General features: G+C 44.9%; 31 protein-coding genes and 8 tRNA genes. 28 read left to right on the top strand and 11 right to left on the bottom strand.

The genetic code is table 11. From position 1 onward, the window contains the following. Window positions 1-3 precede the first annotated feature (3 nt). The 3 genes from SUN_RS09325 to SUN_RS09315 are packed head-to-tail and all read left to right on the top strand — an operon-like array spanning window position 4 to window position 2,760. Window positions 4-894 carry a 1-aminocyclopropane-1-carboxylate deaminase/D-cysteine desulfhydrase gene (locus SUN_RS09325; RefSeq protein ID WP_041672738.1) on the top strand — a complete coding sequence of 297 codons (891 nt, stop codon included), beginning with the start codon at window positions 4-6 and terminating at the stop codon, window positions 892-894. A 39-nt stretch (window positions 895-933) separates the two neighbouring features. Beyond that, window positions 934-2,226, top strand: a complete 1,293-nt coding sequence (hisD, locus tag SUN_RS09320) for a histidinol dehydrogenase (protein ID WP_012083558.1) — start codon at window positions 934-936, stop codon at window positions 2,224-2,226. A 15-nt stretch (window positions 2,227-2,241) separates the two neighbouring features. Then, window positions 2,242-2,760: a DUF805 domain-containing protein gene (locus SUN_RS09315; RefSeq protein ID WP_012083557.1), complete on the top strand. Its 519-nt coding sequence runs from the start codon at window positions 2,242-2,244 to the stop codon at window positions 2,758-2,760. A 42-nt stretch (window positions 2,761-2,802) separates the two neighbouring features. On the opposite strand, the gene SUN_RS13790 is transcribed toward SUN_RS09315, so the two are convergent. The 10 genes from SUN_RS13790 to SUN_RS09270 form a co-directional block, all read right to left on the bottom strand. Continuing rightward, window positions 2,803-3,216, bottom strand: coding sequence for an excalibur calcium-binding domain-containing protein (locus SUN_RS13790; RefSeq protein WP_012083556.1), 414 nt, complete (start codon window positions 3,214-3,216; stop codon window positions 2,803-2,805). A gap of 127 nt (window positions 3,217-3,343) precedes the next feature. Beyond that, a tRNA-Leu gene (locus tag SUN_RS09305) sits at window positions 3,344-3,430 on the bottom strand. 40 nt (window positions 3,431-3,470) lie between these two features. Continuing rightward, window positions 3,471-3,547: transfer RNA gene (locus tag SUN_RS09300), tRNA-Asp, on the bottom strand. Between the two features lie 151 nt (window positions 3,548-3,698). After that, window positions 3,699-3,774, bottom strand: a tRNA-Val gene (locus SUN_RS09295). Between the two features lie 10 nt (window positions 3,775-3,784). Continuing rightward, a tRNA-Glu gene (locus tag SUN_RS13500) sits at window positions 3,785-3,860 on the bottom strand. A gap of 36 nt (window positions 3,861-3,896) precedes the next feature. Beyond that, window positions 3,897-3,972 (bottom strand) — tRNA-Lys (locus tag SUN_RS09290). 109 nt (window positions 3,973-4,081) lie between these two features. Further along, window positions 4,082-4,158 (bottom strand) — tRNA-Asp (locus tag SUN_RS09285). 13 nt (window positions 4,159-4,171) lie between these two features. Beyond that, window positions 4,172-4,247 (bottom strand) — tRNA-Val (locus tag SUN_RS09280). A gap of 5 nt (window positions 4,248-4,252) precedes the next feature. Continuing rightward, a tRNA-Lys gene (locus SUN_RS09275) sits at window positions 4,253-4,328 on the bottom strand. A 91-nt stretch (window positions 4,329-4,419) separates the two neighbouring features. After that, window positions 4,420-4,908 carry a CinA family protein gene (locus SUN_RS09270; protein WP_012083555.1) on the bottom strand — a complete coding sequence of 163 codons (489 nt, stop codon included), beginning with the start codon at window positions 4,906-4,908 and terminating at the stop codon, window positions 4,420-4,422. Window positions 4,909-5,001: 93 nt separating this feature from the next. Between SUN_RS09270 and ileS the strand changes: the two genes are divergently transcribed. The 15 genes from ileS (at window position 5,002) to rpmA (ending at window position 17,210) form a co-directional block, all read left to right on the top strand. After that, complete coding sequence (gene ileS, locus SUN_RS09265) at window positions 5,002-7,758, top strand: isoleucine--tRNA ligase (RefSeq protein WP_012083554.1); 2,757 nt, start codon at window positions 5,002-5,004, stop codon at window positions 7,756-7,758. Then, entirely contained in the window at window positions 7,758-7,889 is a 132-nt protein-coding gene (locus SUN_RS13870; RefSeq protein ID WP_255322697.1) for a hypothetical protein, read from the top strand. The genes ileS and SUN_RS13870 overlap by 1 nt, the downstream gene beginning before the upstream one ends. Beyond that, entirely contained in the window at window positions 7,889-9,232 is a 1,344-nt protein-coding gene (gene gatA / locus SUN_RS09260; RefSeq protein WP_012083553.1) for an Asp-tRNA(Asn)/Glu-tRNA(Gln) amidotransferase subunit GatA, read from the top strand. Before SUN_RS13870 ends, gatA begins: the two co-directional genes overlap by 1 nt. Before the next feature lie 18 nt (window positions 9,233-9,250). Continuing rightward, a complete protein-coding gene (gene guaB, locus SUN_RS09255; RefSeq protein WP_012083552.1) occupies window positions 9,251-10,696 on the top strand; it encodes an IMP dehydrogenase in 1,446 nt (481 codons plus the stop codon). 105 nt (window positions 10,697-10,801) lie between these two features. Next, window positions 10,802-11,083 (top strand): type II toxin-antitoxin system RelE/ParE family toxin, encoded by a 282-nt coding sequence (locus SUN_RS09250; RefSeq protein ID WP_012083551.1) that lies wholly within the window; start codon window positions 10,802-10,804, stop codon window positions 11,081-11,083. Between the two features lie 14 nt (window positions 11,084-11,097). Next, the gene (locus tag SUN_RS09245; protein WP_012083550.1) at window positions 11,098-11,394 is read left to right on the top strand and encodes a HigA family addiction module antitoxin; all 297 of its coding nucleotides are present in this window, start codon (window positions 11,098-11,100) and stop codon (window positions 11,392-11,394) included. A 48-nt stretch (window positions 11,395-11,442) separates the two neighbouring features. Next, window positions 11,443-12,705, top strand: a complete 1,263-nt coding sequence (locus SUN_RS09240; protein ID WP_012083549.1) for an O-acetylhomoserine aminocarboxypropyltransferase/cysteine synthase family protein — start codon at window positions 11,443-11,445, stop codon at window positions 12,703-12,705. A 157-nt stretch (window positions 12,706-12,862) separates the two neighbouring features. Then, complete coding sequence (locus tag SUN_RS09235) at window positions 12,863-13,960, top strand: homoserine O-acetyltransferase MetX (protein ID WP_012083548.1); 1,098 nt, start codon at window positions 12,863-12,865, stop codon at window positions 13,958-13,960. 57 nt (window positions 13,961-14,017) lie between these two features. Beyond that, window positions 14,018-14,230, top strand: a complete 213-nt coding sequence (xseB, locus tag SUN_RS09230) for an exodeoxyribonuclease VII small subunit (RefSeq protein ID WP_012083547.1) — start codon at window positions 14,018-14,020, stop codon at window positions 14,228-14,230. After that, window positions 14,230-15,051, top strand: coding sequence for a carbon-nitrogen hydrolase family protein (locus tag SUN_RS09225; RefSeq protein WP_012083546.1), 822 nt, complete (start codon window positions 14,230-14,232; stop codon window positions 15,049-15,051). Before xseB ends, SUN_RS09225 begins: the two co-directional genes overlap by 1 nt. An 11-nt stretch (window positions 15,052-15,062) precedes the next feature. Then, window positions 15,063-15,758: a HesA/MoeB/ThiF family protein gene (locus tag SUN_RS09220; RefSeq protein ID WP_012083545.1), complete on the top strand. Its 696-nt coding sequence runs from the start codon at window positions 15,063-15,065 to the stop codon at window positions 15,756-15,758. 38 nt (window positions 15,759-15,796) lie between these two features. Further along, window positions 15,797-16,138 (top strand): hypothetical protein, encoded by a 342-nt coding sequence (locus SUN_RS09215; RefSeq protein WP_012083544.1) that lies wholly within the window; start codon window positions 15,797-15,799, stop codon window positions 16,136-16,138. Between the two features lie 10 nt (window positions 16,139-16,148). Next, window positions 16,149-16,544 carry a RidA family protein gene (locus SUN_RS09210; RefSeq protein WP_012083542.1) on the top strand — a complete coding sequence of 132 codons (396 nt, stop codon included), beginning with the start codon at window positions 16,149-16,151 and terminating at the stop codon, window positions 16,542-16,544. 86 nt (window positions 16,545-16,630) lie between these two features. Beyond that, a complete protein-coding gene (rplU, locus tag SUN_RS09205; RefSeq protein ID WP_012083541.1) occupies window positions 16,631-16,936 on the top strand; it encodes a 50S ribosomal protein L21 in 306 nt (101 codons plus the stop codon). A 19-nt stretch (window positions 16,937-16,955) separates the two neighbouring features. After that, the gene (gene rpmA, locus SUN_RS09200) at window positions 16,956-17,210 is read left to right on the top strand and encodes a 50S ribosomal protein L27 (protein ID WP_012083540.1); all 255 of its coding nucleotides are present in this window, start codon (window positions 16,956-16,958) and stop codon (window positions 17,208-17,210) included. Window positions 17,211-17,308: 98 nt separating this feature from the next. Here rpmA and SUN_RS09195 read toward each other — a convergent pair whose 3' ends face one another. After that, on the bottom strand, window positions 17,309-17,626 hold the full coding sequence (locus SUN_RS09195; RefSeq protein ID WP_041672737.1) for a hypothetical protein: 318 nt from the start codon (window positions 17,624-17,626) through the stop codon (window positions 17,309-17,311). 293 nt (window positions 17,627-17,919) lie between these two features. On the opposite strand from SUN_RS09195, the gene obgE reads away from it, so the two are divergent. The 10 genes from obgE to atpA all read left to right on the top strand — a co-directional run bounded on the left by obgE (window position 17,920) and on the right by atpA (window position 26,135). Beyond that, window positions 17,920-19,041: a GTPase ObgE gene (gene obgE / locus SUN_RS09190; RefSeq protein WP_012083539.1), complete on the top strand. Its 1,122-nt coding sequence runs from the start codon at window positions 17,920-17,922 to the stop codon at window positions 19,039-19,041. 5 nt (window positions 19,042-19,046) lie between these two features. After that, window positions 19,047-19,820, top strand: coding sequence for a glutamate 5-kinase (proB, locus tag SUN_RS09185; RefSeq protein ID WP_012083538.1), 774 nt, complete (start codon window positions 19,047-19,049; stop codon window positions 19,818-19,820). After that, entirely contained in the window at window positions 19,821-20,735 is a 915-nt protein-coding gene (gene fmt, locus SUN_RS09180) for a methionyl-tRNA formyltransferase (RefSeq protein ID WP_012083537.1), read from the top strand. Continuing rightward, window positions 20,716-21,351 (top strand): biotin--[acetyl-CoA-carboxylase] ligase, encoded by a 636-nt coding sequence (locus tag SUN_RS09175; protein ID WP_012083536.1) that lies wholly within the window; start codon window positions 20,716-20,718, stop codon window positions 21,349-21,351. Before fmt ends, SUN_RS09175 begins: the two co-directional genes overlap by 20 nt. Beyond that, a complete protein-coding gene (locus SUN_RS09170) occupies window positions 21,348-22,133 on the top strand; it encodes a ParA family protein (protein WP_012083535.1) in 786 nt (261 codons plus the stop codon). The genes SUN_RS09175 and SUN_RS09170 overlap by 4 nt, the downstream gene beginning before the upstream one ends. Before the next feature lies 1 nt (window position 22,134). Continuing rightward, window positions 22,135-23,007: a ParB/RepB/Spo0J family partition protein gene (locus SUN_RS09165; RefSeq protein ID WP_012083534.1), complete on the top strand. Its 873-nt coding sequence runs from the start codon at window positions 22,135-22,137 to the stop codon at window positions 23,005-23,007. Window positions 23,008-23,069: 62 nt separating this feature from the next. Further along, window positions 23,070-23,492, top strand: coding sequence for a F0F1 ATP synthase subunit B (locus tag SUN_RS09160; RefSeq protein WP_012083533.1), 423 nt, complete (start codon window positions 23,070-23,072; stop codon window positions 23,490-23,492). A gap of 13 nt (window positions 23,493-23,505) precedes the next feature. Further along, the gene (locus SUN_RS09155; RefSeq protein ID WP_012083532.1) at window positions 23,506-24,069 is read left to right on the top strand and encodes an ATP synthase subunit B; all 564 of its coding nucleotides are present in this window, start codon (window positions 23,506-23,508) and stop codon (window positions 24,067-24,069) included. Continuing rightward, window positions 24,069-24,596, top strand: a complete 528-nt coding sequence (locus tag SUN_RS09150) for a F0F1 ATP synthase subunit delta (RefSeq protein ID WP_012083531.1) — start codon at window positions 24,069-24,071, stop codon at window positions 24,594-24,596. Before SUN_RS09155 ends, SUN_RS09150 begins: the two co-directional genes overlap by 1 nt. Before the next feature lie 24 nt (window positions 24,597-24,620). Further along, the gene (atpA, locus tag SUN_RS09145) at window positions 24,621-26,135 is read left to right on the top strand and encodes a F0F1 ATP synthase subunit alpha (RefSeq protein ID WP_012083530.1); all 1,515 of its coding nucleotides are present in this window, start codon (window positions 24,621-24,623) and stop codon (window positions 26,133-26,135) included. Window positions 26,136-26,145 lie beyond the last annotated feature (10 nt).

Raw genomic sequence — 26,145 nt, 5'->3', positions numbered from 1 at the left:
TGTATGATAAAACTGAACCTTCCTTCCCCCATTCAATCCATTACATTTGAGAATCAGCACTTCTATCTGAAACGTGATGACCTGATACATCCTGACTTTTCCGGCAACAAAGCACGAAAATTCCATTATTATCTTGCAAACAAATTTCCGGATATTCAAAAAATAGTTTCCTATGGCTCATCCCAGTCCAATGCGATGTATTCGCTCTCCGTGCTTGCAAAGATGAAAGGATGGAAGTTTGAATACTCTGTAGACCATGTTTCTGAGTATCTTAGGGAGAATCCACACGGGAATTACAAAGCTGCTTTAAAAAATAATATGAAAATTGTTGTAGGTCGGGGTGTCCCCACCCCGGCAAATAATATTTTGTTTATTGAAGAGGGTGGACGACAAAAAGAGGCGGAGTATGGCATCATGCTTTTAGCTCAAGAGATTGTAGTATGGCAAAAAGAAAATGAAATAGAGGAGCTGAATATCTTTCTACCCTCCGGCACAGGAACAACAGCACTATTCTTACAAAAGAATTTTTCACTCTTCACTCTTCACTCTTCACTCTTCACTAAGGTTTATACCTGTCCCTGTGTCGGTGACAGTACCTATCTGAAAAAACAATTTTCTATGCTCGAAGAGGATGAAAAATACCATCCCCGAATTCTCACACTGTATAAAAAGCACCATTTTGGAAAACTCTATAGAGAAAATTACGAAATTTGGCTAAAATTACAACAACAAACGGGAGTGGAGTTCGATCTGCTTTACGATCCTTTGGGATGGCGGACGTTATTTGCGCATTCTGAAGTATATACTACAAAGCCGACTTTGTATATTCATCAGGGTGGTCTGTTGGGTAATGAAAGCATGCTCCCGAGGTATGAACGGAAATACCGAAAATAAAACTGTAGGGTGCGTAATCACGCACCAAAAAGGTAGATAATGAAAATATTTTACAGCAACGACGACACGTTTGAAGGAAACTTCAATGAACTTCTCGAACGCGGGAAAATGGATATAGAGGGTGTAACTGGCATCGTTTCCGGCCTTCTAAAGGAGATACAGACAGATGGGAACAAAGCACTGAAATCTCAGATTGCTAGATTTGACAGGTGGGAACCAGAGAGCGATGCCGAACTTCTAGTCTCTACGGATGATATGGCAGAAGCCTATGAAAACATTGATCCGACACTTCGTGATGCTCTGCACCTGGCCTATGACCGTATTGAGTCCTATCACCAGAAGCTGATGCCGAAGACCTGGATGGATGAAGAGGAAAATGGTACGATACTGGGTCAAAAGGTCACAGCTGTAGACAAAGCCGGACTTTACATCCCCGGAGGTAAAGCGGCCTATCCTTCCTCGCTTTTGATGAATGTTATCCCTGCACAGGTTGCAGGGGTTGAAGAGATCGTGATCTGTACACCGGCTCCCGACAACGAGCTCAATGAATTGCTTCTGGCAGCCTGCCACCTCTGTAAAGTCACAAAGGTATTTAGAGTTGGCGGTGCCTCTGCCATCGGTGCGATGGCATACGGAACAGAGACCATACCAAAAGTGGATGTCATCACGGGTCCTGGTAACATCTTTGTAGCGACGGCCAAAAAGCTTGTGTACGGTGAAGTGAACATTGATATGATCGCCGGACCGAGCGAGATCGGCATCTTGGCGGATGAAAGTGCAAGAGAGGATTACCTTGCGATCGATCTGCTTTCGCAGGCGGAACATGATGAGATGGCAAGCTCCATACTCATCACTACAGACAGCGAACTGGCGAACAGGGTCTCTGACAAGGTAGAGGAGTTCCTCGGTACACTTTCTCGTGAAGAGATTGCCAGAAAGTCCATCGAAGAGCGCGGAGCGATCATTGTCACAAAAGATATGGACGAAGCGATCGACCTGATGAACGAGATCGCGCCAGAGCACTTGGAAGTGGTGACGAAAGATCCAATGTCTCTGCTGGACAGCATCAAGCATGCAGGGGCCATCTTCCTTGGCGAGAATACACCGGAGCCTATCGGTGACTATGTTGCAGGTCCAAACCATACATTGCCTACGGGAGGAACAGCGAAGTTCTATTCGCCGTTGAGTGTGGAAAATTTCCTGAAAAAGTCCTCGATCATCATGATGAGCAAAAAGGGAATGGACGAAATAGGTAAACAATGTGCTATGATAGCCAATACGGAAGGTTTGACTGCGCATGAAGAGTCAGTACGTATCCGTTTAAGAAACTAAATAAAAGGGCGTATTATGTTAAAAGTTTATTTTGGAGAGTGGGCTGACGGAAGACTCAAGAGACTGGCATATCTTGGGTATTATTTCTTACTGATGGTATTGTTTGTTGCCATTATTTTTGGTGCCATAGTCGCTGTAGGAGCTACAGAGAAGATCATGGGAGGAGATATTCTTGCAACTCAGGCTATGCTGATGGATCACTTTGGTCTTGCAGCCATGGCAGGGTTTATGATCTTTTTCATGGCCATGATAGTCGCACAGGTCAATATACTGGCAAAGCGTATACGTGATATGGGCCTGCCTGCAGTATGGACGATCCTCGGGCTCATCGCCATCTCGATTACACTCAACATACTCTTCCCAGTGCAGTCCATGGAAGTGAACACCGCCATTGTCAAAACGGCAGAGGGTACGGCGATCAGCACCGCGGGCACACATGCCAATACCGGCAGCATGGTCGTGCAACTGTTCGATATGGTCGTCTTTCTCTGTTTGGTTTTCATTCCTAGTGATGCTTTCAGAAAGAACAGATAGCGCTTTCCCTCTTCCCTTTATGGTACGTAACCACGCACCTTTTTAATGGCGTCCAAACTGTCTTTCACAGGGGATGCCATCCCTATCCCCATCCATTTTTACTGGCCCACAATGATCTAAAAAATATTTTGCTTCTTTGTATGAATGCATTTGACTACAATATATTCTTTTATCACATCTGAATTTTGGTGGATTTCTTCGTTTCCTCACTGATGTTTTTGAAGTTTTTTTAAGTTTGTATATTGGTGCTTTTAAATCCTTTTTTGTTTTTTTTGAAATATTTCTATTAGTATTTTTGTGGGATATTTCTACTTTTTTTATAGGTTGTTTATATGCTGCGTTTGATATTGTATTATTTTCTATTTTACTTGAATTCCAAAAGTTAACAGGAAGAAATAAAGGGTAAAAAATCCATAACAGAAGAAAAATAAATAAAGAGATTAGAATTTTAATCATAATAATTTTTTGTTCATTCTTATTTTATACAGTATATGTAAGATTCACTTAAAAATACAAATTTGAATGGGCTAAACTTAATTGAGCTGGAATTACATTAGTGATTCGAATAGGTGATAAATAGAAGTGGTGCGGACAAGAGGACTCGAACCTCCACGGGATTGCTCCCACTAGAACCTGAATCTAGCGCGTCTACCAATTCCGCCATGTCCGCGTGTTTATCATTGGATTTTTGTGGTTGTATTTAAAAGAAGTGGCGCGGCGGACGAGACTCGAACTCGCGACCCCCTGCGTGACAGGCAGGTATTCTAACCAACTGAACTACCGCCGCACCTGAACCTTAAAAGGTTGAAAAGTATTGTATCTTTTTTTCTTTAAAAAAAGACTTTCAGAACAAAACTAGTTTTGTGAGCTTTCTGCTGAAGAAAACCCAGTGTTAACGTAGCTGAAGATGAGCTTTTCTCATTTCGCGTTCTTTCAAATGGTGGTCGCTACAAGACTCGAACTTGTGACATCTACCTTGTAAGGGTAGCGCTCTACCAACTGAGCTAAGCGACCAAACTGTAAATGGCGACCCCTAGAGGATTTGAACCTCTGTGACTACGATGAAAACATAGCATCCTTGGCCACTAGATGAAAGGGTCATCTAGCCCGAACAGTCATAAAACTAATTGAATTAGTGGTGACCCGTCTAGGATTCGAACCTAGGGCCCATTCCTTAAAAGGGAATTGCTCTACCAACTGAGCTAACGGGTCATACAATTTGAAAAAGAAACCTGTTTCTTGAGCCTTCTGTTGAAGAAAACCTCTAGTGTTAACGTAGCAAAGACGAATTTTATTCGTTTTGCGTCTCTTTAAATAGTACTGGCGCGGCGGACGAGACTCGAACTCGCGACCCCCTGCGTGACAGGCAGGTATTCTAACCAACTGAACTACCGCCGCACCTATAAAATAATGGTGGTCGCTACAAGACTCGAACTTGTGACATCTACCTTGTAAGGGTAGCGCTCTACCAACTGAGCTAAGCGACCAATGGTGGTGACCCGTCTAGGATTCGAACCTAGGGCCCATTCCTTAAAAGGGAATTGCTCTACCAACTGAGCTAACGGGTCACATTTTTGCAGGTTTAACTTGCAATAAGTGGACGGAATTATAGCTCAGAAACCTTTGATTGTCAAGAGATTTTTAAAATTATTTAAAAATTTAAAAACTCTTATTTATAGTATCACCCAGTTTCTCAATAGCAAAGACCACGGATTGCTCCTGGACTTGTTCACGGTTGCCATGAAAATGACAATGATATACTTCACTGCCAAAAGGTGTTTCAATACCTATATAAACAGTGCCTACCGGCTTGAGTTCTGTATCTCCGGTAGGACCTGCTATGCCGGAGATGGCAATGGCATAGTCAGCATTTGCCATTTTAATAATGCCGTCAAGCATTTGTGATACACATTCCCTGCTTACTGCACCAAATTTTTCCAGTACATCGTTATCTACGCCAAGCCACTGATGTTTGATCTCATTGGAGTAGGTTACGGCCGAGCCGTACAGTACGTTGGAAGCACCGGAGACAGCGGTAAACTCGGCTGCGATACGACCCCCTGTACAGCTTTCTGCAAAGGTGATGGTCTGCTTCTTTTCGGTGAGTGTATGTATGATCTGCTCAGTCTTTTTTCTAATCTCTTTCATAAGAAAATTGTATCGAAAGTACCTTTTAAACGGGATTTCGATACAATCACGGGATAATATATCAGGGGCGACCCTAAGAAGGTGTTATCGACAATGGATTTCAAAGAAACCCTCCTCCTCCCAAAAACAGACTTTCCGATGCGTGGAAATCTTCCGGCGAATGAGCCTAAAAAATACAAAACATGGTTTGATACCAATATTTATGAGCAGATGAAAGCCAAACGTGAAGGGGCAGAACTCTTTACGCTGCATGACGGACCTCCGTATGCCAACGGCGACATCCATATTGGGCATGCACTCAACAAGATCCTTAAAGACATCATTCTGAAGTACAACTATTTTCAGGGTAAAGCGGTCCGTATGACGCCGGGCTGGGACTGCCACGGTCTTCCTATCGAGCAGAAGGTCGAGGAGAAACTCGGTAAAAGCAAGAAAGAGGCGATGCCGACAGAAAAGTTCAGGGAACTTTGCCGTGCACATGCTGGCAAGTTCGTCGATATCCAGAGAGACGAATTCAAATCTCTGGGTGTGGTTGCCGACTGGGAGAACCCGTATGTGACGATGGATTTCAAATTCGAAGCGAACATTTACCGCACACTTTGCGAAGTGGCAAAAAGAGGGCTTCTGGTTGAAAGACACAAGCCGATCTTCTGGTCATGGGCGGCGAGAACGGCTTTGGCCGATGCAGAAGTAGAGTATGAAGATAAAGAAGATTACTCCATCTATGTACACTTCGAACTCTCGGATGCAGCCAAAGAGAAGCTGGGACTGGAGGGGAAAGCGGGACTGGTCATTTGGACCACGACTCCCTGGACCCTGCCTGCCAACACCGGTATCTCCATCAACCCTGATGAAATGTACGTGCTTACCGATGACGGACATATCGTTGCCGATGCACGTTACGATGCGATGATCGAAGAAGGTGTGGTCGCAGGACATGCTTCACGAAAGATTGCCGCTACGGAACTTGACGGACTGCTGGCGATCAATCCGTTGAACGAACGTCCCTCCAAAGTAGTACTGGGGGAACATGTCATGATGGATGGTGGTACAGGGTGTGTACATACGGCTCCCGGACACGGTGAAGACGACTACAAAGTCGGATTGGAAAACGGGCTTGAAGTCGTGATGCCTGTGGATGAGCGTGGATGCTATGATGAATCCGTAGTAGGCCTTGACCTGCTTCCGGATGCGGAAAAGTTCGTCGGTATGCATATTTTCAAAGCCAATGAGCCGATCCTGGAGCTTTTGGGGGATAACCTCTTGAAGGTCAGCAAGTTCACCCACTCCTACCCGCACTGCTGGAGAACAAAGAAACCGCTGATCTACAGAGCGACGAATCAATGGTTCATCTCCATCGACGATGCTGCCAAAGGCAGCGACAAGACTTTGAGAGAGGCAGCGGTAGATGCCATAGACAGTGTTGATTTCTATCCGGCTTCTTCAAAGAACAGACTGAAGCCAATGGTGGAAGGAAGACCGGACTGGTGTATCTCGCGTCAGAGAAGCTGGGGCGTGCCGATAGCCTTTTTCAGGGTAAAGAGCACCAAAGCGGTCATCTTCGACGAAGATGTACTTGAGCATGTGGCATCCCTCTTCGACGAACACGGTGCGGATGCATGGTATTCGATGAGCATTGCCGAACTTCTTCCGGCAGGAAGCAAATACGATCCGGCTGATCTTGAGAAGATCGAAGATATCCTCGATGTCTGGTTCGATAGCGGTTCTACATGGAATTCGGTTTTGAGTTCAGGTAACTATGATGCGGGGAATTACCCGGCATCGCTCTACCTCGAAGGATCTGACCAGCACAGAGGCTGGTTCCAGTCCTCCCTGCTGCTCTCCTCCGCGATCAACGGTATAGCGCCGTACGAGACCATCATCACCCACGGTTTCACCATGGATGCAAAGGGTGAGAAGATGTCCAAGTCCAAAGGGAATGTGGTTGCGCCTGAAAAAGTGGTCAAACAGTTCGGTTCTGAAATATTGAGACTCTGGGTCGCACTTTCAGACTATCAGAATGACCAGAAGATCTCCGATGATATTTTGAAACAGACTGCAGAGCAGTACAGAAAGATTAGAAATACATTCAGGTTTTTGCTGGCCAATGTCAATGATCTGGATGCTTTGGTCTCCGCAGATGCCTATGGCGAACTCGATAGATGGATACTTAACAAAGCAGATGATGTCTTCGCTTCCGTCAAAGAATCTTTTGAAACCTATGACTTCCTGAAAGGCTTTGCGACACTGAACCATTTCATTACCAACGAGCTCAGTGGTATCTATATGGACGTTACCAAAGACAGGCTTTACTGTGAAGCGAAAGATTCGGATGTCAGACGTGCGACACAGTCGGCCATGGCATTGATCTCCAAAGCGATGCTGGGACTGATTGCACCGGTACTGACCTATACGGCAGACGAGATCCTAGCATATGCGCCGGCCATTTTTAAAGGCGACATAGAAAATGTTTTTGACCTTGTTTATGAAGCGGTACCTGAAACAGCGGCAAGTTTCGATGATGCGATCCTGTTGGAAGCGCGTGAGAAATTCTCCGAAGCGATCGATTCTCTGAAAAAAGAGAAGGTCATCAAGGCGACACTGGAGCTTGAGATTGCAGGAGATAGAGACCTTCTCCCTATCAGCGACGATAAAGACCTTGAAGATTGGTTCGTTGTCTCTGCAGTGAAAGAGAGCAGCAAAGGTGAGCAGGTCGCCTCCTTTAAAGTGGAGGGCAGGACTTTCACCGTACACAAAGCGATGATGGCCAAATGCCCGAGATGCTGGAGATTTACCAGCACATCGGAAGATTGTCTCTGTGAACGCTGTGCCAAAGTGGTAGGTGCCTGATGTTCGATCTCTCCGAGCCTGTACCGATGGAAGTGATCGTCGGATCGATCGTTTTTATTTTTGGTCTGGTGGGAATCGGTCTGGCCGTAGTGGCCTATTATAAGAAAAAAGAAAAGAGCAAGGAAGAGTAGTGATCACACTAAAAGAAGCATTGACGAAATCTGGCGAAGAGTTGGCAGCACTCAGGGCTGAACTTGAAGAGACGGCAAAGGCATCGGATCTGAACGCCTATGTCGGATATGAGTCTTCAGGAGAAGGTATTCCCATCCTCATCAAGGACAATATCCAGGTAAAGGACTGGCCTGTCACTTCGGGTTCGAAGATCCTGCAAGGATATGTTGCGCCTTATGAAGCCACGGCCATCAAAAACCTAAAAGCCAAAGGGATGATGCCTTTTGGAAGAGCCAACATGGATGAGTTTGCTATGGGCTCGACCACAGAGAACTCTTTTTACGGACCGACAAAGAATCCGTACGGGACTGACAGAGTTCCCGGCGGATCGTCAGGCGGTTCGGCAGCAGCGGTTGCCGGAGGCATTGCTATTGCCGCACTGGGCTCCGATACGGGTGGTTCCATCCGCCAGCCGGCGGCTTACTGTGGTGTAGTGGGGATGAAACCGACTTACGGAAGGGTCAGCCGTTTCGGGCTTTCTGCCTATGCTTCGAGCCTTGACCAGATTGGTCCTATCACCCAGAACGTGGAAGACGCGGCCATTCTGTACGATGCAATCAAGGGACATGATGAGAAAGACTCCACCTCTGCGGATTTTGAGATAGAAGATATCGCCAACAATCTCAACCCTGATGTAAAACTGACCATCGCTGTCATAGATTCGTACATCGAGGCTGCAGATACGGACATACAAAAAGCTTTCAACGAGACTGTAGCCAAACTTGAAGCAGCAGGTCATACCATCGTACATAAAGAGATGAGTAACACCAAGTATGATATTGCAACATACTATGTACTTGCCACAGCGGAAGCGGCTACAAACCTTGCTCGTTATGATGGAGTACGCTATGGACGAAGAGCGGAAGCGAAAAATACTGAAGAACTCTTCTTTAATACGAGAAGCGAAGGTTTTGGTGAAGAGGTCAAAAGACGTATCATGCTGGGCAACTTCGTACTTTCTTCAGGATATTACGATGCCTACTATGTCAAAGCACAGAAAGTAAGACACCTGATCCGCGATGAATTTAACAAGATCTTTGAAGAAGCGGACCTTATTCTCTCCCCGGTTGCACCATCTGTGGCTCCGAAGATCGGTTCGATCCATGATCCTCTCGAAATGTACAAGAGCGATATGTATACGCTGGGTGTGAACCTGGCAGGGCTTCCGGGTATTTCGCTTCCGGTAGCAAAAAATGATGAAGGTATGCCTGTCGGCCTGCAGCTAATCGCCAAAGCTTTTGACGAGAAGATACTTTTTAATGGTGCTGCAAGTATGGAAAAAGCAGTAAACTATACGAAATAAATACGAAGGAATATACACATGAACATTAAAAAAAGAGCACTTACATTTGAAGATGTACTACTGGTACCCCAACACTCAACGGTCCTTCCCAAAGAGGTCAGTGTCAAGACACAGCTGACACGTAATGTTTCCCTCAATATTCCTATCGTCTCTGCCGCAATGGACACGGTAACAGAGTTTAAAGCAGCCATTGCGATGGCAAGACTGGGAGGTATCGGTGTGATCCATAAAAATATGGATGTAGCCACACAGGCACTTCAGGTTAAAAAAGTCAAAAAGTCAGAAAGTGGGATCATCATAGACCCTATCTATATCAGTCCGGATGCAACGGTAGGAGAAGCGGATGCGCTGATGGGCGAATACAGAATTTCAGGCGTACCCGTAGTGGATGCAGACAAGAAACTCATCGGAATCATCACCAACCGCGATATGCGTTTTATTACCGATATGAGCCTCAAAGTGGCAGATACGATGACACCGGCTCCGCTTGTGACAGCTAAAAAAGGTACGACCCTCGAAGAGGCGGCCAAGGTACTGCAAAAACACAAGATCGAAAAGCTTCCTATTGTGGATGACGATGGCAAACTGAACGGCCTGATCACGATCAAAGATATCGAGAAAAAAGTACAGTTCCCTAATGCGAACAAAGATGAATTCGGTCGTCTCAGAGTGGCAGCCGCCATCGGTGTCGGACAGCTTGACAGAGCCAAAGCACTGGTTGAAGCAGGTGTGGATGTCATTGTACTTGACTCTGCACATGGCCACTCGCAGGGTATCATTGATACGGTTAAACAGATCAAAAAAGAGTTGGATGTAGATGTAATCGCAGGGAACATCGCAACCGGTGCAGCGGCTTTGGATCTCATTGAAGCCGGAGCGGATGGTGTGAAAGTAGGTATCGGGCCCGGTTCTATCTGTACGACACGTATCGTTGCGGGTGTAGGGGTACCCCAGATCTCTGCTATCGATGAAGTGGCAGAAGTTGCCAACAAAGCGGGTGTTCCGGTGATCGCAGATGGCGGTATCAAATACTCTGGTGACGTTGCCAAAGCGCTTGCAGTCGGTGGAAGCTGTGTGATGCTCGGTTCTGCACTGGCAGGAACATACGAAGCTCCGGGTGAGATGATCATCTATAACGGTAGACAGTTCAAGGAATACCGTGGTATGGGCAGTATCGGTGCGATGACCAAAGGAAGTACAGACAGATATTTCCAGGAGGGAACCGCCGCGGACAAACTCGTTCCCGAAGGGATCGAGGGACGTGTACCCTACAGAGGAAAGATCGCCGATGTGGTACACCAAATGATCGGTGGACTCCGTTCATCCATGGGATACTGCGGATCGGAGAGCATCAAAATGTTCTGGGAGAAAGCGGAATTCGTCGAGATCACTTCTGCTGGGCTCAAAGAGTCACATGTCCATGATGTGACCATCACCAAAGAATCACCTAACTATCACGGATAATTCTTTCATTTAACCTTTTACACGGCTGTATCATTTAAGGATACAGCTTCCCCTAATGTATTTCCCAAATCTTTACATATAACGTTATATGTGCTATACTGTCCTATGATCAAAACATTTAAGTGTAAAGAGACTTACAAAGTTTATAAGCGTGAGTTCTCTAAAAAGCTGCAACAAGACATTCAAAGAACAGCCTATAGGAAATTACTTATGATAGAGGCTTCTATAGATATTGATGACTTGAAAATACCACCTGCAAACAGGTTGGAAAAACTTTCTGGAAATAGAGAAGATCAATACAGTATACGTATCAATAAACAGTATCGTATCTGTTTCCGATGGGAAAGTGGCTCGGCTTTGGATGTTGAAATAGTAGATTATCATTGAAAAAGGAGATAGAAATGAAGAAAATAACACCTATACATGCAGGAGAGATTCTTTTGGAAGAGTTCATGCAGCCTTTGGGTCTTAGCCAGAATGCTTTGGCAAAGGCATTACATATAACTCCGAGACGGATCAATGAGATTGTTAATGGTAAAAGATCGATTACAGCAGATACCGCATTGCGACTTGCAAGGTTTTTTGGAAACAGTGCTGAATTCTGGATGAATTTACAAAATAAATATGACCTTGAGATAGCACGTGATATTTTATCTGAGAAGATAGATGAAGAAGTAGAATTTTATCAAGCATCATAAAGTAGCTACAAGCTATAATTTATCAATACGAGTTAATAAGGAATACTAATGCACGAACAAACACTGGCAATCCATGCAGGATACGACAAAGATGCTATGGGAACTATGGCTGTACCTATCTACCAGACAACAGCCTATGAGTTTAGAGACACGGAACATGCGGCCAATCTTTTTGCGCTCAAGGAGCTTGGGAATATCTATACACGTTTAATGAACCCGACAACTGATGTGTTCGAGAAGCGTTTTGCCGCCCTTGAGGGCGGTGCGGCTGCTATAGGAACGGCGTCGGGAATGGCAGCGATCTTCTATGCGATCGCCAATGTGGCGGAAGCGGGCGACAACATCATTGTGGCAAAACAGGTTTATGGCGGAACGACGACACTGACAGGACATACCATCAAGCGATTTGGTATCGAAACACGTTATTTTGATGTGACTGATCCTTCCCAGATTGAAGGGTTGATTGATGAAAAGTCGAAACTGATCATTTTTGAGAGTATCACCAACCCGAGCATCGATGTGGCTGATATAGATGCGATCGTGGCTATTGCCGACAGACACGATATTTTGACCTGTGTGGATAATACCGTAGCAACACCCATCCTCTGCAAGCCGCTTGCACAAGGTGTTGACCTCTCGGTACACAGTACAAGCAAATATACGACGGGGCAGGGGCTTGCTCTTGGCGGTATCATCGTCGAGAGAGAGAATCTGGTGGAGAAGATCAAGGGAAATGACCGCTACTATCATTTCAATGAACCGGATGCCAGTTATCATGGCCTTGTTTACAGCGATCTTCCGCTTCCATTGTTTACATTGAGAGTTCGACTGGCATTGCTTCGTGACCTTGGTGGTGCACCCAGCCCTTTCAACTCCTGGCTGCATATTCAGGGCCTGGAGCATCTGCCACTGCGTATGAAACAGCATTCTGCTTCGGCACTGGCAATCGCGGTATTCCTCGAAGCGCATCCCAAAGTCAAAAAAGTGAACTATCCGGGACTGAAAAGCTCACCGCAGCATTACCTGATAGAAAAATACTTCAAAGACGGTATGGCAAGCGGTCTACTCTCTTTTGAAGTGGAAAGTAGGGAGATGGCGCAGAAGATCGCTGACAGTACGGAGATCTTTGCTGTGGTGGTGAACATTGGTGACAGTAAATCGATCATCACCCACCCGGCAAGTACTACGCACCAGCAGCTTTCTGCACAGGAGCTCATAGATGCAGGTGTGCCGGGCGGGCTTATTAGGCTCAGTGTTGGTCTTGAAGATACGCAGGATCTTATTGATGATCTTTCAAATGCGCTGGGATAAGATGTAAAGTGCGTACTCACGCACCGTATAATTACATTCACATATAAAATATCATATTGCAATATATGGTTAAAAGGTGCGTGTTTACGCACCCTACGAAACAAAAGCGCAAATTGGATAAAATACTACCATTCAAATCCAACCGTAAAAGCCGTCTATGAAAATCGAAACGAAAACAGCACATTTCTCTTCACCCCTGTACCTTGAAAGTGGGCGTATTCTGGAGCCGTACGAAGTAGCGTATGAGACTTACGGTGAACTGAATGAAGACAAGTCCAATGTCGTACTGGTCTGCCATGCGCTGAGCGGTTCACATCATGCTGCAGGAACGTATGAAGGCGACAGAAAACCGGGCTGGTGGGATGGACTTATCGGTGAGGGAAAGGCAATTGATACGACAAAGTATTTTGTCATCTGTACCAATGTGGTGGGTTCGTGTTTTGGCAGTACGGGGCCGATGAGTGAGAGTTACCCTTCGCTGGAACCGTATCGTCTGAAGTTCCCCGTGGTGACCATCAAAGATATGATAAGAGCACAAATGCAGTTGCTTTCTTCACTGGGTATCTACCATCTCAAAGCGATCGTAGGTGGTTCAATGGGCGGTATGCAGGCACTTCAGTTTTCAGTGGATTATCCCAATCTTGCGGATCATGTCATTTCGCTGGCGGCTACCTATGCGACACGTCCCTGGACCATCGCATTCAACAAGGTGGCGGTTGAGGCCATCCGAAGGGATCCGCGCTTTGAACATGGTAACTATGCCAAGGATGCTTTTGAAGAAGAGGGACTGGACGGATTGGCCATTGGGCGTATTGCAGGACATATCTCCTACCTTTCCCCGACATCCATGGATGAGAAGTTCGGCAGGAACTATGTCAGTAATGACGGTCTTTTCGAACTTTTTGGACGCTATGAAGTGGAACGGTATATGGAATACAATACCAACAACTTCTCACGTATCTTCGACCCTCTTTCCTACCTCTATATTGTCAAGGCGATCAATACATTCAACTTGAGCAGGGGGTATGATTCACTTCATGAGGCGATTATGAGGATCAAGGCGAATGTACATCTGATCTCCTTCTCTTCAGATTATCTTTTTTTCCCTTCGGAGATGGAGCATATTGCCAGAATGATGGAACGTAATGGTCAGAAATACAGCTACCTGGAAGTGGACAGTGACTATGGACATGATGCGTTTTTGGTAGAATTGGACAAGTTTAGTCAGCATATTGCAGATGTATTGAAGCATTAAGAGTGTTGATATTTTATATTGTAGGGTGCGTAACCACGCACTGCAAAGGATGTATGAATGAAAACAGAAACATTTGAAGAGAAACTGGCATATTCCAAAGAGCTGCTTGAAAAGCTGATGGACCCTGAGATCACATTGGAAGAGTCCGTCAAACTGTATGAAGAAGGACTGAAGAACATTAAAGAAGCCCAAAAACTCATCGAAGAGGCAAAAACAAAGATCACTGTGATCGATCAGGAAAATCAGCATCTTTCCGAGGACGACTCCTAATGGCTTCTTCCAGACAGCTTGTCGTAGCCGCGCTGCAACTACCGACACTGGGTATGAATGCGACACGTCTTGAATTCTACCTCAAACAGGCGAACAGCAGAGGTGCGGATGTGATACTGCTCGGTGAATATGTACTGAATCATTTCTTTAAAGAATTCGCTACCATAGCACCCAATATGGTTAAAGAGCAGAGCCGCAAACATATGGAACTCTTGAAAAGCCTTGCTGTAAAATATGACATTGTTTTTATTGCACCGATCATCGTCACCAAAAAAGACGGCTATCACAAAACCATTGTGAAGGTCACACCCAAACATACCAAATACTACGAACAGCAGATCCTGCTTCCCTATGCGCACTGGAATGAAAAGAAATTCTTTGCCAATAAAATACTTCCTCTCAAGACCCCTATGACATTTATGATCAAAGGTTTCAAGATCATGGTTATGGCAGGGTTCGAATTGCACTTCGATCCGTTCTGGCAGGCAGTCACACAAAAAAAGATCGACCTGGTCCTGCTTCCTACCGCTTCGACGTTCGGTTCGCATAACCGATGGAGAGAGATCATCAAGACCAAAGCTTTTTTGCATGGTTGTTTCATTCTCAGAGCCAACCGCCTGGGAGAATACAGCGACAACGAAGTCAAGTGGAAGTTCTACGGTGATACTATGCTGGTCTCTCCTGAAGGAGAAGTGGAGATGATGCTTGAAGACAAAGAGTCCATGCTCGTAGAGGTCATAGATAAAGCCCAGGTTACAGAACATCGGAAAAGCTGGGGATTTGAGAGAGAGCTTAAACAACGCCAGGATCTAAGTGAATAGGAAACAATGATATGCCTACGATAGAAAACATTCCCACTCCGGAAGAATACTTCAACAGACAGATACAGCTTTGGGGGGAGAATACCCAAAAATCTCTACAGGCCAAGAAGATCGCCATTATCGGTTCGGGCGGATTGGGGTCGACACTGGCAATGGCTCTGGGTACCTCAGGTATCGGTGAGATACATATGGTCGATTTCGATACAGTTTCTATTCATAACATTCACAGACAGATCGCCTTTACACTTTCGGATGAAGGTAAGAACAAGGCCAGAGCGATAGTCAAACTCATTGAGTCAAAGAACCCTTTTGTAAAAGCAGTGGCTTTTGATATGCCTTTTGATGATTTCAAAGAGATGGGGAACCGTTATGACCTCATTCTTGATGCAACGGACAATCTTCCTGTCAGGGGAGAGATAGACAAACATGCCAAAGCAAGCAATACACCCTGGATCTATGCTTCGGTAGAGGAGTTTAATGGGCAGGTCTGCTTCTTTGATGAGGCTGATTTTCAGGTCTTCAACATCTCTGATCATAAACCCGGAGGTATTGCCGCTCCGATTGTGATGCATATCGGTTCTCTTCAGGCCAACCTGGCGCTGCGTTATCTTGCCGGCCTGCCTGTAGTCAAAGACAAGCTCTATTATCTTTATTTTAATGAAGAAGGTGAATTGGTCACCCAGAAATTCGGCATGCCAAAAGCATAGTAGTGATACAATTATAAAAAAAGAAAAGGATAGTGTTTATGAGATACAAAATAGTATTGTCTATTCTGGGTATATTGTTTATTGCCGGGTGTACGCAGGAGACGCAGAACAGTCTCAGCCGATCACTGCAGAACTGGACGGGGACCAACGGTGTACTTGACATTTATGCAGGGGACAAGCTCGTACACAAGTTCATTAAGATCGACAAGGTCTCCACGGCATACGGAAGCAACGACGGCAAAATGAGGCCTTACCGCTACGGTTACGGTATAGATGACGTTAACTTGAACGGGAAAGCGGATCCCGGTGAACAGAAAGTCTATTTTGAATTTTCAGACTATTCCACTTCTTATGTCTTCTATGAAAGAAATACAAAATAAAGGATAATACATGGCTAGAATTGTAGAAACAGATGAAGCACCAAAGGCGATAGGCCCCTATTCACAGGCGATCGTTGCAAACGGACTGGTATATACCTCGGGACAAATCGCATTGATGGCGGACGGTAATATGGAAACACGCGGAGTAGAACAGCAGACACATCAGGTTATTAAGAACCTTTTTTATGTACTGGCTGCTGCCGGTGCACAGTTTTCTGATGTGATCAAAACGACGATCTATCTTGCTGATATGAAAGATTTTGAAACAGTGAACAAAGTATATGCTCATTATTTCGGTACCCATAAACCGGCAAGAAGTACGGTCGCTGTCAGATCCTTGCCCAAAAATGCACTTGTTGAGATCGAATGTATCGCATTCGCAGACCGTCATGTTGATTTCGGGTAATATATATAATACTTTAAAAAAATATTAAACATTGTTTGGGTATAATCTCAAACTTTTTAAAATACACAGATAGTAAAGGGTTTGCAATGTACGCAATCATTAAAGCAAGTGGCCAACAATTCAAAGTTCAAGAGGGTGATATCATCTGTTTTGACAACATGGGTCTTGAGCCAAAATCAGCAGTAGAATTCAAAGAAGTTCTTGCGGTAGACAACGGTGAATTAACAGTCGGTACTCCTTTTGTAGAGGGTGCAGTTGTTAAAGGTGAGGTGATCAACGAAGGTAGAGACAAGAAAGTGATCATCTATAAGAAAAGAAGAAGAAAAGATTCAAAACTCAAAAGAGGTTTCAGAAGAGACTTTACAAGAGTAAGAATTACTAAAATCGCATAAGTAACAGAAGGAGCAAGATATGGCACACAAGAAAGGTCAAGGATCCACTCAAAATAACCGTGATTCAGCTGGACGTCGTTTAGGCGTTAAAAAGTTCGGTGGTGAAAAAGTTATCCCCGGTAACATCATCATCAGACAAAGAGGAACAAAAGTGCACCCAGGTAACGGCGTAGGTATGGGTAAAGACCATACGATCTTCGCAATGGTTGAAGGTGTAGTAAAATTCGAGAACAGATCAAGAAGCCAAAAAAGAGTTTCTGTAGTTCCTGCGTAATTCCCCACCAACTCTTCTCCTCTGGCGAGAAGGGTTTTTTCCTAAATTTATCAAAATTCATTGATATTGTTCGAAGTAAGATAGCTTTACAGCTTTGACTATACCTCAGGTGTATTGACGGGTTTTTCATCCTCTTCGACCTTGAATAACGGTATACATCTGCTGCGACCGAGGAACCATCCGGTATTGTAATCTTTGTCGTTGTTGAAGAGTGTATGATTCTTTGTATAGTGTCCTTTGGAAGTATCACAACCGTCTTCTACACCTTCTTTCAGTGTTTGCGAGAAGTTTTTGCCAAAATAGATACCGCTGTAGTAGAAACCGCCTTTATTTTCCGGTACATGACGTACGCCTCCGCAGGCAGTAAGCAGTAGCAGTGCCGTTGTACTCAGTGTCATGGACTTAAGATATTTCATAGTAGATACCCCATAAAGAATTGATAGGAAAATTATAGCGAGTATTTTTCGGATTTGGGTTATACCCAGATCCAGAAATAAAATTTAACACTCTTCACAATCATTATATTCAAGGTCTTCATGTAAAATCATCACCGAACCTATGGGTTCGACTCAGATTTGACAGAAAAACCTTAAACACAAGCATTGTAAAGATTGAAAGAATTCTACTTCAGGATTTGGGTATAATTCCATAATTTATTTACCGCCACTGTTAGAGTTGGATGGTTTTTTTAATAACAAAGGTTTAATATATGTTCGTAGATAGTGTAGAGCTGTTGATTAGCTCAGGTAAAGGTGGTGCAGGCGCCATCTCGTTCTGGACGGAGAAATTCGTCATCAAAGGTGGCCCGGACGGTGGTGACGGCGGCCGTGGAGGCTCGGTATTTTTCAAGGTAGACAATAATACCGACACCCTCTCGGGTCTCAGAGGCCGTAACCATATAAAAGCGGAGAATGGCCGTCCCGGAGAAGGGCGTAAGAAATATGGAAGAAAAGGCCAAGATACTACGATCATCGTACCTCCGGGGACAACAGTCGTAGATATGGAGACAGGAGAGGAGCTGCTCGATCTTGTAGAAGAAGGACAAGTCGTCAAATTTCTTGAAGGCGGGAAGGGCGGTCTGGGCAATATGCACTTCAAGAGTTCGACGAACCAGAGACCGACCTATGCACAGCCCGGACTCCCTGGTATCACCAAACAGGTCAGACTCGAGATGAAGCTCATTGCCGATGTGGGACTGGTCGGGTATCCGAATGTCGGTAAATCAACACTCATAGCAACACTTTCCAATGCAAGACCGCAGGTTGCCAACTATGAATTCACCACATTGACGCCAAAGCTTGGTGTCGTACATATCAGTGATTACGATTCATTTATGATGGCAGATATTCCGGGTATCATTGAAGGTGCCAGTGACGGACGTGGTCTGGGACTGGAATTCCTCAAGCACATTGAGAGGACAAAAACACTACTTTTGATGATCGATGCGGCCAATTACCGTGAGATGAAGTACCAGTACGAAACATTACTGGTAGAGTTGGACAGATATTCCGAAACACTTGCAGGAAGGAAACATGCCATTGCCATCACCAAGATAGATTCTTTAAGTCAGGATGAGGTCAATACACTGACGCAGACTTTCCTGGATGACATAGGTTTGAAAGCCAATGATACATTGAAGAAGTATAAAGCGGATATGAACTATCTCTCTTACGGCTTCAAAACGGACTTTGGTGTACCATTACCCATAAAAGAACCGTTGTTTGTTCTGCCTATCTCTTCGGTAGCACATCTCAATACGGAAGCACTGCGTTATGCACTTGGTGATTTTGTCAAAAATGTCAAAGAAGAAACAGAAGCTGAAGAGAAGTAGGTAGTATGAAGCGGATCGTGATCAAGGTAGGTTCCCATGTCCTGACGGAAGACGGGAGTATCGCCAGAGAGAGAATGATGGCACTGGTTGAGCTTATCGCTGACCTGAAGAAACACAGCTATGAAGTGGCGCTGGTGAGTTCCGGTGCGGTAGCAGCAGGATATACGCAACTCCCACTTGACAGAGATGACATAGCCAACAGACAGGCACTGGCTGCCATAGGCCAGCCGCTACTGCTTAAAATGTATCAGGAAAAATTCGCGAGATTTGATCTGCTGTGCTCCCAGGTGCTTTTCAGTGCAGATGTGTTTGAATCTGATAAACATGTTTCCCATGCTAAAGTGGCTATCGATACACTATTGGCAAATAATGTAGTGCCTATTATCAATGAAAATGATACCGTGAGTATCGAAGAACTGGTATTTGGTGATAACGACAGGCTTTCCGCGCATGTTGCACACTATTTTGATGCAGATCTTCTGGTGATACTTTCCGATATCGATGCGCTGTATGACAAAGACCCTAACTGCTTTCAGGATGCCAGACGCCGAGCCGTAGTCAACGAGATAGAAGAAGAAGAACTCGCTGCAGAGCATACCCCGAACAATGAATTTGCTACGGGAGGAATAGTTACAAAACTTCAGGCAGCCGATTTTTTAATGAAGCATGGCCGGGAGATGTTCCTCGCCTCTGGTTTCGAGCTGAGTGATGTGAAATCTTTCCTCATAGAGGGTGAGCATAAAGGCGGGACACTGTTCACATCCACAAAGAGGTCATAAATGAAATATAAAATAATCTATATGGGTACACCCCACTATGCCAGAGAGATACTTCAAACACTGGTCGAGGCGGAGGATATGGATGTTTCCCTGGTCCTGACACAGCCTGACAGACCGGTAGGACGGAAAAAGGTACTGACACCTCCTCCGGTCAAGGTCCTGGCACAGGAGCATGGTATTGACGTACTGCAACCTAACCGTTTGAGTGAAGAAGGGATTAAAGAAGCGATTAAAAGCCAAAACCCTGATTTTATCATTGTAGCGGCATTCGGGCAGATACTCCCGCAATCCATTCTCGATATCGCACCCTGTATCAACCTGCATGCTTCGCTTCTGCCACAGTATCGTGGTGCTTCTCCTGTCCAGCAGTCTTTGCTGAACGGTGATGAGAAGACCGGTGTGACATCGATGCTGATGGAAGCCGGGCTTGACACGGGACCGATGCTCGAAAAGATAGAGTTCGTCATTCCCAAAGAGATGCGCCTGTTCGCCCTGATGGAACAGCTGACCAGAGATGCCTGTATGCTGACTCTGAGTACGGTACGCAATTTTGAAACGATCACGCCGGAAGCGCAGGATGAGAGTCAGGCGAGCCTTTGTAAAAAGATCAAGAAGAGTGACGGCCAGATCGATTTTGAGGATGCAGAGATCATTTACAACAAATACCGTGCATTTGAAGGCTGGCCCGGTATCTTTGCTGTCAACGGGACCAAATTTGATGAAGTGATACTGCTTGAAAGTGGCACAACACATACGGCTGGGGAAATACTCTCTTTTGACGAGGAGAGCGTGCTCGTCGGATGCAGCAGGGGTGCCCTGAAAATAGGCATCCTGCAGCCGGCTTCCAAAAAAGTGATGACAGCCAGAGCCTACTGCGTGGGGAGGGGAAAGAAAGTTGGAGATAATATCCTTTAAAAATCTGCCTTCAACACAAAAATATCTTATAGAACAGGTTGAGAGAGGGCAGCTTCAGGCACCTGTAGCGGTACTTGCCCTGGAACAAAGTTCGGGTATCGGAAGCCGTGACAATGAATGGAGAGGAGGAGAAGGGAATTTCTTTGCTTCCATAGCCATTTCGCTAAGTGAACTTCCTGATGATCTTCCTCTCTCTTCCTCTTCCATCTATTTCTCCTATATCATGAAAAAAACCTTGGAAGAATTGGGTGAAAATGTCTGGTTGAAATGGCCTAATGACTTTTATCTGTATGATGAAAAAGTAGGGGGAACGATCACCAAAAAAATGAAAAATGTACTGGTTTGCGGTATCGGGATCAATCTGAAAAAATCACAAAACGGCTACAGCTCCCTGCAGTCCGACATAAGTCCAGAAAATCTTCTTCAAAAGTACATTGAAAGCCTTTTGAAATTTCCAAAATGGAAGCAGGTTTTTAGTGAATATCAGATAGAATTTGACTTAAGCAGACGTTTTTCAGTCCATATTGAAAACGAGAGAAAGAGCCTTGCAGACGCCGCTTTGTGCGAGGATGGCTCTTTGATAATAGGGGGAAAAAAGGTGTACAGTTCAAGATGAGTGAGGTGATAAGCATAGCCAACCAGAAGGGTGGCGTAGGCAAAACGACGACAGCAGTGAATCTGGCAGCCTCTTTGGCTGAAAAGGGCAAGAAAGTGTTGCTTTTGGACATCGACCCCCAGTCCAATGCAACGACCAGTCTCGGTTTCAACAGAAACGATTACGAATACAATATCTATCATGTACTGATCGGCAGTAAAAAACTCTCTGAAGTCATTCTCAAGTCACAGATAAAAAAACTTGATCTTGTTCCCTCGAACATCGGTCTTGTCGGTATCGAAAAAGAGTTCTACAACAGCAGAAAAAAGAACAGAGAGCTGATCCTCAAGGAGAAGATCAAAGAGATCTCCAAAAAATATGACTTTATCATCATCGATTCACCTCCGGCTCTGGGGCCCATCACGATCAATGCACTGAGTGCTTCGGACTCTGTTATCATCCCCATCCAGTGTGAATTTTTTGCACTGGAGGGGTTGGCACAGCTGCTGAATACGGTCAGTCTTTTGAAGAAGACCATCAATCCAAAACTCAAGATCAAGGGATTCCTGCCTACGATGTATTCCAAGCAGAACAATCTCTCCAAGCAGGTACTGGCGGATCTGAGCTACCACTTCAAAGACAAGCTTTTCCACATCAGAAAAGGCAAAGAGTGTATTGTTGTACCGCGTAATGTCAAGATCGCCGAATCTCCGAGTTTCGGTAAGCCGGTTACGCATTATGCTTCCAGTTCCAAAGGCTCTTTGGCATACAAAGATCTTGCAACGGTCATCGCAAGAGGTTAAGATGGCACTGGGAAGAGGATTAGGAGAGATACTCTCTGAAGTGGAAGAGGCATATGAAAAAGAAGATCTCAGCAGTATAGACAGTTCTGAACTGGAAGCTCAGGGAGCGCGTGTGGAGGAACTTCCTGTTAAAAGTATTTCCGCGAACCCTTTCCAGCCGCGTAAGCATTTCGATGAATCAGCACTCAAAGAGTTGAGCCAGTCGATCAAAGAACATGGTCTATTGCAGCCTGTCGTTGTCATTGAAAAAGAGAACGGATTCCTGCTGATTGCGGGAGAACGTCGTCTTCGTGCGCACAAACTGGCAAAGATCACCACCATTAAGGCAATCATCGCCAATGTGGAGATCGACGAAGCAAGGCTGCGGGAACTGGCACTCATCGAGAACATTCAGAGAGAGAACCTCAATGCCATCGAATTGGCAAACTCCTATGCCGAACTTATAGAAGTACACAAGATCACCCATGACGAACTCTCAACAATCGTGCATAAAAGCCGTTCGCAGATCACCAATACCATGCGTCTGCTTTCTCTGTCGCCTTATGCCCAGAAAAAAGTGGCATCCGGCAAGATCTCCCAGGGACATGCCAAAGTACTGGTAGGGCTTGATGAAAAGCAGCAGAAGATCATCATAGACAGTATCATCGGCCAGAAACTTTCCGTCCGTGATGCTGAAAAAATGGTTAAAAGCTATAAAAAAGGCGATGCGGCCCCCACAGTTAAGGCTTCTGCTTCCAAATTGCTTGAAAAGCATAAAAAAGCCTTTAAGAAGCTTCTTCCTTTTGAATACAAGATCAAAGCCAAGAGTATTGAGATAAGCTTTTCTAATGAGAAAGATATCGAAAACTTTTTAACATTCCTCAAAAAAGACTGAATTTTAACCAACATCTCATTTCGATAATGGTAAAATATTGCGAAATTACATGAGGAGTTTTAATGCTTGACATACATTTACCATTGATGTTGTTCGTCTTAGTGTTGTTTCTGATCCTTCTTGTTGTTTTAAATAATATGCTATTCCAGCCTCTCCTGAAGTTCATGGATGACAGAGACCGCTCGATAGCAAAAGATTTGGAAGCAGCAAAAGGACTCAGCGGTAACAGTGATGAACTCAATGCCCAGGCAGCTGAAAACATTGACAATGCCAAAGCTGAAGCTGCAGCGATAAGACAGAAAGCGATCGATGAAGAGAAATCATTGGCTGCGAGTAAAGTCGAAGCGAAGCAGGAAGAGTTGAACAAAAAGTACGAGAACTTCGCCCAGAAGTTGGCTTCCGACAAAGAGGAGCTTAAAAACTCCCTACTTTCACAAATGCCTCTGTTCAAAGAGAGCCTCAAAGCTAAGTTTAGCAAACTATAAAAAAGGGATGAATATGAAAAAATTAGCACTATTCGCTTTACTCATGGTTCCTGCTATTCTTCTGGCAAGTGGGCATGACAGCGGTGAAGCGTCTCGTTACCTGACTCAGACAGGAAGAGAGAGTGACTTTTGGCCAAGAGTGATCAACTTCACGATCTTTGCCGCTATTCTCTATTACCTTATTGCAAACCCTATCAAAAACTTTTTCAAAGGAAGAAGAGAAGGTATTGCAGGACAGCTGAAAGAGATCGAAAGTAAACTTCAGGCTGCAAAAGATGAAAAGAAAGAAGCTCAGTCTCATTTGAATGAAAGTGTGAACAAAGCTGCCGAGATCATTGAAGATGCGAAAAAAGAGGCAGAAATCCTTGCGGCAAAGATCGCTGAAGCATCAGAAAATGAATTGGTTGTTCTTGAGAAGCAATTTGAAGAGAAGATTACGCTCGAAGAGAGAAAAGCTGCAAGAGATGTGATCGACGAGGTCCTTTCTGAAAATATCACAACAGATGATATTGCACTGGATGAGACCAAAGTGGTCGATATCATTTCAAGAAAAGCTGAACATGGGAAGGTGGCATAATGGAAGAGTTGATAGCAAAACGATATGCAACGGCACTCTCATCAGTAAGTAAAGATGTTAAAAGCATCGCTTCGGTTCTGAATGTTCTGAGTGAGGCCATTTCGGTACCGGAAGTACATGAAGCATTGACCTCTCCTATCGTTTCGGCAGAGAAGAAGACAGATATGATCCTCTCAGCCATAGGAAAAGAGGCAGATGCCACAATGGTGAACTTCATCAAGATCCTTGGTGAGAATAAAAGACTCGACCTGATCCCGGCAATTGCAAAGGTACTGAATGCAGACCTTCAAAAAGAGTCGAATCAGTATGAAGGTGTACTGAAAAGCAGCAGCGAACTCGGAAAAGAGGAGTTGGCGAAGCTTGAAAAGACACTGGAAACATATACAGGGTCGAAGATAGAGTTGAAGCAGGAAAAAACGGATCTTGAGGGATTACGCGTTTCGGTTGATGATTTGGGTATTGAGGTTAACTTCTCCAAGCAGAGAGTTAAAGAACAGCTAATTGATTTCATTAAGAAATCTCTGTAGTTATCTAACAGTAAAGGAGTATCAGTGGCAGTAAAATTGCAAGCAGATGAGATTAGTTCGATCATCAAAGAGAGAATCGAGAACTTTGAGATTGATGTCGACATCAATGAAATAGGAAAAGTAGTAGGTATCGCGGATGGTATTACAACCGTTTACGGTCTTAACAACGTTATGGCTGGAGAAGTTGTAGAGTTCGATAACGGTGCAAAAGGATTGGTCCTTAACCTTGAAGAAGCAAATGTTGGTGTTGTTGTTCTTGGAACCAGTGCCGGAATCAAAGAAGGTATGAGCGTTAAAAGATCAGGTGCACTTCTTAAAACACCGGTAGGTGACGGTCTTATGGGTAGGGTTGTAAACCCACTCGGTGATCCGATTGATGGAAAAGGTACTATTGAAACAGCTGAGTACAGATTCATTGAGGAAAAAGCACCAGGGATCATGGCGAGAAAATCTGTCCATGAGCCGCTTCAGACAGGTATCAAGGCGATCGATGCACTGGTACCGGTCGGTAGAGGCCAGAGAGAGCTTATCATTGGTGACAGACAGACCGGTAAAACAACATTGGCGATCGATACGATCATCAATCAGAAAGGTCAGGACGTTGTATGTATCTATGTTGCTATCGGCCAGAAGCAGTCAACCGTTGCAGCAACAGTGAAAAAGCTCGAAGAGCACGGAGCATTGGATTACACGATCATAGTGAATGCCGGTGCATCCGACTCTGCTGCACTTCAGTTCCTTGCTCCATATGCAGGTGTGACTATGGCTGAGTACTTCAGAGACAACGGCAGACATGCCGTTATCTTCTATGATGACCTTTCCAAGCATGCCGTAGCCTACAGAGAGATGTCATTGATTCTTAGAAGACCTCCGGGCCGTGAAGCGTATCCGGGTGATGTTTTCTATCTGCACTCAAGACTGCTTGAAAGAGCGGCGAAGCTTTCAGATGAGTTGGGTGCGGGTTCTATTACTGCATTCCCTATCATCGAAACTCAGGCAGGTGACGTTGCGGCATATATTCCGACAAACGTCATTTCTATTACCGATGGCCAGATCTTCCTTGAAACTGACCTCTTCAACTCGGGTATCAGACCTGCGATCAACGTTGGTCTTTCTGTATCAAGAGTCGGTGGTGCTGCACAGATCAAAGCGATCAAACAGGTTTCAGGTACATTGAGACTTGACCTTGCTTCGTTCAGGGAGCTTCAGGCATTCGCACAGTTCGCATCCGACCTTGATGACTATACCAGATCCCAGCTCGAGCGTGGACAGAGAATGGTAGAGGTTCTTAAGCAGGGGCCTTATGTTCCGGTTCCGGTTGAAAAGCAGGTTGTGATCATTTTTGCCGGTGCCAACGGGTACCTTGATGATATTGCAGCAAGTTCTGTTACCAAGTTCGAAGCAGAGCTTATGCCATTCATGGAAGCAAAATATGCATCTGTGCTTGATGCTATCAGAAATGAGAAAAAGATCTCTGACGATACAGATGCTCAACTAAGAAAAGCTATAGAAGATTTTAAAACTTCATTTGCTGGCTAAGAAAGGCTAA

Source organism: Sulfurovum sp. NBC37-1 (genome assembly GCF_000010345.1).
GTDB lineage: Bacteria > Campylobacterota > Campylobacteria > Campylobacterales > Sulfurovaceae > Sulfurovum.
The sequence above is the reverse complement of the archived record's forward strand: the minus strand, read 5'-3'. Positions and strand labels throughout refer to the sequence as shown.